Annotated in this window: 3 protein-coding genes; all 3 read right to left on the bottom strand. The window is 66.7% G+C overall.

The window, feature by feature from the left end:
- Nucleotides 1–191 precede the first annotated feature (191 nt).
- Complete coding sequence (locus QMX81_RS20405) at nt 192–1,400, bottom strand: acetyl-CoA C-acyltransferase (protein WP_121042146.1); 1,209 nt, start codon at nt 1,398–1,400, stop codon at nt 192–194.
- A gap of 69 nt (nt 1,401–1,469) precedes the next feature.
- Nucleotides 1,470–3,842, bottom strand: coding sequence for a 3-hydroxyacyl-CoA dehydrogenase/enoyl-CoA hydratase family protein (locus QMX81_RS20400; RefSeq protein WP_282264246.1), 2,373 nt, complete (start codon nt 3,840–3,842; stop codon nt 1,470–1,472).
- Between the two features lie 43 nt (nt 3,843–3,885).
- Nucleotides 3,886–4,548, bottom strand: coding sequence for a TetR family transcriptional regulator (locus QMX81_RS20395; RefSeq protein ID WP_121042150.1), 663 nt, complete (start codon nt 4,546–4,548; stop codon nt 3,886–3,888).
- Between the last annotated feature and the right edge of the window lie 179 nt (nt 4,549–4,727).

The following is a 4,727-nucleotide window of genomic DNA, read 5'->3' as shown; positions in this document are numbered from 1 at the left end:
CCGCGCGGGTCGGGCCGCCCGCGGGCCGGCCCCCGACACAACACAAACGGGCCGCCGCGAGGCGGCCCTTTTCGTTTCCGACTGCGCACCGACCAGCGGTCGGTGTCTACCCGTTGCATTGGCGCCACCGGGTTACACCGGTGACACCCACTGCACCGGTGCCGACCCGTCGGCCGGCACCGATCAATGCCTTACAGCGATTCGAAGATGCCCGCCGCGCCCATGCCGGTGCCGATGCACATGGTCACCATGCCGTACTTCTGCTGACGACGGCGCAGGCCGTGCAGCAGGGTGGCGGTGCGGATCGCGCCGGTCGCACCCAGCGGGTGGCCCAGGGCGATCGCGCCGCCCAGCGGATTGACCTTGGACGGGTCCAGGCCGCAATCACGGATGACCGCGAGCGACTGCGCGGCAAAGGCTTCGTTGAGCTCGATCCAGTCCAGTTGATCCTGGGTCAGGCCAGCCTGCTTGAGTGCCTTCGGGATCGCAGCGATCGGGCCGATGCCCATCACTTCCGGGCGCACACCGGCGACGGAGAAGCTGACGAAGCGGGCCAGCGGGGTCAGGCCGTAATCCTTGATCGCCTGCTCGGAGGCCAGCAGCACCGCACCGGCGCCATCGCTCATCTGCGAGGAGTTGCCCGCGGTGACCGTGCCACCGAACTGGCCGTTGCGGAACACCGGGCGCAGCTTGGCCAGGCCTTCGGCGGACGAATCCAGGCGCGGGCCTTCGTCGGTATCCACGATCTTGTCGCGGGTGATGATGCGGCGGCCGTCGGCCAGGTCCGGCTGGCGGGTGCGCACGTCGTACGGGCTGATCTCGTCCTTGAACTCGCCGTTCTGGATCGCGGCGATGGCCTTCTGGTGCGAGGCGAGGGCGAAGGCGTCCTGCTCCTCACGCGAGACCTTCCATTCCTCGGCGACCTTCTCGGCGGTGATGCCCATGCCGTAGGCGATGGCGACGTGGTCGTTGTCGAACACGCTCGGCGCCATCGCGATCTTGTTGCCCATCATCGGCACCATCGACATCGACTCGGTACCACCGGCCAGCATCAGGTCCGAATTGCCCAGGCGGATCTGGTCGGCGGCCATGGCCACGGCCTGCAGGCCGGAGGAGCAGAAGCGATTGACGGTCTGCGCGGCGATGGTGTCCGGCAGGCCGGCCAGCAGCACGCCGATGCGCGCCACGTTCATGCCCTGCTCGGCTTCCGGCATCGCGCAGCCGATGATCGCATCATCGATGCGGTTGAGGTCGATGCCCGGCGCCTGTGCGACCACGGAGCGGAGCACATGGGCCAGCATGTCGTCGGGGCGGGTATTGCGGAACACGCCCTTGGGCGCCTTGCCCACCGGGGTGCGGGTGGCGGCGACGATGTAGGCGTCCTGGATTTGCTTGGTCATTGCAGTGATCTCTTGAATGGGGTCTGGAAGAAGTTGCCGGCCAGCGGCCGGCACTACCGTTCTCTTCCGTCAGTTCCGCAGCGGCTTGCCGGTCTTGAGCATGTGCGCGATGCGGGCCTGGGTCTTTTCCTGCTGGGCCAGTTCGACGAAGTGCTTGCGCTCCAGCGTCAGCAGCCACTCTTCGTCCACCAGCGTGCCGCGATCCACTTCGCCACCGCACAGCACGGTGGCGATGCGCACGGCGATCTCGTAGTCGTACGGGCTGATGAAGCGGCCTTCCAGCATGTTGACCAGCATCATCTTGAACGTGGCGATGCCGACGTCACCGGCGACCTGGATGCGGCGGGCCGGCATCGGCGGACGGTAGCCACCTTCGGCCAGCGCCAGCACTTCGGCCTTGGCGATGTGCAGCGTCTCGAAGCTGTTGAACACCACCTTGTCGGTCGCGCGCATCAGGCCCAGTTCCTTGGCGTTGACCGCCGAGTTGGAGACCTTGGCCATCGCGACGGTTTCGAAGGTCTTCTTCAGCTCGGCGAACACGTCGCCGCCGGGACCTGCGGCCTGCGAGGCGCGCACGGCCAGTTCCTTCAGGCCACCGCCGGCCGGCAGCAGGCCTACGCCTGCTTCAACCAGGCCGATGTAGCTTTCCAGCGCGGCCACGCTCTTGGCGCTGTGCATCTGGAACTCACAGCCGCCCCCCAGGGCCAGGCCGCGCACGGCGGTCACCACCGGCACCAGCGAATACTTGATCGCCTGGCTGGTGCGCTGGAAGTTGTGCACCATCTCTTCGAACTGGTCCACCTTGCCGGCCTGCAGCAGGCCGAGCGCACCGGACAGATCGGCACCGGCGGAGAAGGGTTCCTTCTGCTGCCAGATCACCAGGCCCTTATAGCCCTGCTCGGCGCGCTTGATCGCTTCCTGCAGGCCGTTGAGCACGTGGTCGGACACGGTGTTCATCTTGGTCTTGAAGCTGACCACCGCGATGCCGTCCCCGTCGTGCCACATGCGCACGCCGTCGTTCTCGAACACGGTTTCGCCCGGGCTGAAGGTCTCGCCCAGCAGCGGATCCGGGAAGCGCTGGCGCTGGTACACCGGCAGGGCCGAACGCGGCAGCTTGGCATTGCGCGACGGGCTGTAGCTGCCTTCGGCGGCGTGCACACCGTCGCGGCCATCGAACACCCAATCCGGCAGCGGGGCATTGCTCATGCTCTTGCCGGCGACGATGTCATCGGCGATCCACTGGGCGACCTGCTTCCAGCCGGCAGCCTGCCAGGTTTCGAACGGGCCCAGCGACCAGCCGTACCCCCAGCGGATGGCCAGGTCCACGTCGCGCGCGGTCTCGGCGATATCGGCCAGGTGGTAGGCGCTGTAGTGGAACAGGTCACGGAAGGTCGCCCACAGGAACTGCGCCTGCGGGTGCTGGCTCTCGCGCAGCTTGGCGAACTTCTCGGCCGGGTTCTTGATCTTGAGGATCTCGACCACTTCCGGCGCGGCGGTGCGGTCGGCCGGGCGGTAGTCCTGCTTGTCCAGGTCCAGCACCATGATGTCCTTGCCGACCTTGCGGAAGATGCCGGCACCGGTCTTCTGGCCCAGCGCGCCCTTGGAAATGAGCGCGTCCAGCCACGTCGGGGAGGTGAAGAATTCATGCCACGGATCGTTGGGCAGGGTGTCGCCCATGGTCTTGATCACGTGCGCCATGGTGTCCAGGCCGACCACGTCGGAGGTGCGGTAGGTTGCCGACTTCGGGCGGCCAACCAGCGGGCCGGTCAGGCCGTCCACTTCATCGAAGCCCAGCCCGAAGGCCTGCGTGTGGTGGATGGTGGACAGGATCGAGAACACGCCGATGCGGTTGCCGATGAAGTTCGGGGTGTCCTTGGCATACACCACGCCCTTGCCCAGGGTGGTGACCAGGAACGCTTCCAGGCCTTCCAGCACGGCGGCATCGGTGGTGGTCGCCGGGATCAGCTCGGCCAGGTGCATGTAGCGCGGCGGATTGAAGAAGTGCACGCCGCAGAAGCGGTGGCGCAGCTGCTCGGGCAGCACGTCGGCGAGCTTGTTGATGCCCAGGCCGGAGGTGTTGGAGGCCAGCACGGCGTGATCGGCCACGAACGGGGCGATCTTCTTGTACAGGTCCTGCTTCCAGTCCATCCGTTCGGCGATGGCTTCGATGATCAGGTCGCAGTCGCGCAACTGCTCCAGGCCCGTTTCATAGTTGGCCGGCGTGATCGCCTCGGCGTAGGACTTGCTGGCGAGCGGGGCAGGGCTGAGCTTGCCCAGGTTGGCGATGGCCTTGAGCACGATGCCATCGGCCGGACCTTCCTTGGCGGGCAGGTCGAACAGCACCGTGTCGACGCCGGCGTTGGTCAGGTGGGCGGCGATCTGGGCACCCATGACGCCGGCACCCAGCACGGCGGCACGGCGGACTAGCAGGGAATTGGACATGTCGATAAGCCTTTGTTGTCTGGAAGCCGGTCAGCGCCCGGCTCTACGGGGTGGAAAGGGAGGTCGTCGAAGCGCTCGAGGCCGCGCTGGCGCGGAATCCGGCTTCGGCGAAATGAATCAGTTCCTGGGCGGCATGGGCACGATGCGCCGCTTCGGTGACACCGGCGGGTCGCTTGATCAGGCCGAAGTCGGCCATCGCGTAGGTCAGCGAGCCGGCGAGGAAATCCAGGCGCCAGTACAGCTCTTCCTTGCTCAGCCCCGGCACGCACGCGGAGATCGCCTTGCCGAAGTCGCGCAGGACGTGGCCGTAATGGTCGGAAAGGAACTTGCGCAGGTTGTCGTTCTTTTCGGCGTAGGCGCGGGCGATGACCCGCACGAACGCGCCGCCGGTCTGGCGGTCCTGGGCCATCGCCAGGGCCGGCTCGACGAAGGCGGCCAGCACCGGGCGCAGCTCACCGGGGTGCTCACGGCGTGCAGCCTCCAGCTGGCCCAGGCGGGCCGAGGTCATTTCATCCATACGGCGGCGGAAAACCTCGTTGACCAGGTTCTCCTTGGAGCCGAAGTGATAATTGACTGCGGCGATGTTCACATCGGCCTGGCTGGTGACCTGGCGCAGCGAGGTGCCCGCGAACCCGTGCAGGGCGAACAGTTCCTCGGCAGCGCCGAGGATGCGGTCCTTGGTGGAGAAGTGGGCAGGTTTGGCCATGGGGCAGGGCAGTTCAATCAAACGATTGTTTGATACTAGACCTGTGGCCGCGCCGCTGCATTGTGCGGCGCAGCAGAAATGGGGGTTCGTTCATCCGCCGTCCCGGTAGTGCCGGCCGCTGGCCGGCCACCACGCCATTGCCTGAACAGGCCGATCACCCGCGGCACACAGGGCGTTGC

The organism is Stenotrophomonas sp. PS02301 (assembly GCF_029959485.1).
GTDB lineage: Bacteria > Pseudomonadota > Gammaproteobacteria > Xanthomonadales > Xanthomonadaceae > Stenotrophomonas > Stenotrophomonas maltophilia_Z.
This window is presented reverse-complemented; position numbering and strand designations above follow the sequence as displayed.

Coding starts and splice junctions, on each gene's coding strand:
- QMX81_RS20405 (WP_121042146.1), bottom strand. CDS start 1,400: ATGACCAAGCAAATCCAGGACGCCTACATCGTCGCCGCCACCCGCACC.
- QMX81_RS20400 (WP_282264246.1), bottom strand. CDS start 3,842: ATGTCCAATTCCCTGCTAGTCCGCCGTGCCGCCGTGCTGGGTGCCGGC.
- QMX81_RS20395 (WP_121042150.1), bottom strand. CDS start 4,548: ATGGCCAAACCTGCCCACTTCTCCACCAAGGACCGCATCCTCGGCGCT.